The organism is Promicromonospora kroppenstedtii DSM 19349 (genome assembly GCF_000515355.1).
GTDB classification, from domain to species: domain Bacteria; phylum Actinomycetota; class Actinomycetes; order Actinomycetales; family Cellulomonadaceae; genus Promicromonospora; species Promicromonospora kroppenstedtii.
The window spans coordinates 38,219-39,390 of sequence record NZ_KI911633.1 but is presented as its reverse complement, the minus strand read 5'-3'; the positions used below and the strand labels follow the sequence as shown (position 1 = coordinate 39,390).

The window sequence follows — 1,172 nt, the reverse complement described above, 5'->3', positions numbered from 1 at the left end:
GCTCCCGGGCATCGTGGTCCCGGCCGCCCGCGCCCGCCTGCGCCAGCTCGTGGGCCACCTCGTGGCCGACGCCGGCAACGGCCTCACCGCGCACCTCGCCCGCACCCGGGCCGAGGGCTACACCCTGAACGTCAACCTGCTGGGCGAGGCCGTGCTCGGCAAGGAAGAGGCGGCCGGCCGCCTGGCCCGCACCATCGCGCTGGTGGAGCGCCCCGACGTCGACTACGTGTCGATCAAGGTCTCCAGCGTCGCCGCGCAGCTCGTCACCTGGGACCTCGACGGCTCCCGCGACCGCGTCGTCGAGCAGCTGCTGCCGCTCTACCGGTCCGCGCGCGACCACGGCGTCTTCCTCAACCTCGACATGGAGGAGTACCGCGACCTGGCCCTGACCACCGCGGTGTTCACCGACATCCTGGGCCGCGACGAGTTCCGCGACCTCGAGGCCGGCATCGTGCTGCAGGCCTATCTGCCCGACGCCCTAGGCGCGCTCGACGGCCTCACCGAGTTCGCGGCCAAGCGCGTCGCGGACGGCGGCGCGCGCATCAAGGTGCGCATCGTCAAGGGCGCCAACCTCGCGATGGAGCACGTCGAGGCAGCCCTGCACGACTGGGCGCAGGCGCCGTACGCCACCAAGCCCGACGTCGACGCCAACTACGTGCGCATGCTCGACCACGCCCTGCGCCCCGAGCGCGCCCGCGCCGTCCGCATCGGCGCGGCGTCGCACAACCTGTTCCACGTGGCGCTCGCGATCCTGCTGGGCCGCGCCCGCGGCGTCTCCGAGGCGCTCGACATCGAGATGCTCCAGGGCATGGCGCCCACCGAGGCCGCCGCCGTCCGCGACGAGGTCGCCAAGGACAACGGGCACGTGGTGCTCTACACCCCGGTCGTGCGCGACGAGGACTTCGACGTCGCCATCTCCTACCTGGTGCGCCGCCTGGAGGAGAACGCGACGGAGCAGAACTTCCTGCACGCGGCGTTCGCGCCGCCGTCCGCGTCGGCCCCGACGTCCGCCATGGACCGGCAGGAGGCCGCCTTCCGCGACTCCGTCGAGCTGGGTGTGCACTACTCGGCCGACGACGTCGCCCCGCGCCGCCGTCCGCGCACCGCGCCCGAGCCCGTGACCGGGCCGTTCCGCAACGCCGCGGACACCGACCCCGCCGTCGCCGCGAACC

Annotated in this window: 1 protein-coding gene; it reads left to right on the top strand. The window is 73.8% G+C overall.

Features of this window, described 5'->3' with window-relative positions:
* The coding region (locus PROKR_RS06380) for a proline dehydrogenase family protein (RefSeq protein ID WP_211240046.1) at window positions 1–1,172 on the top strand (1,172 nt) is incomplete at both ends.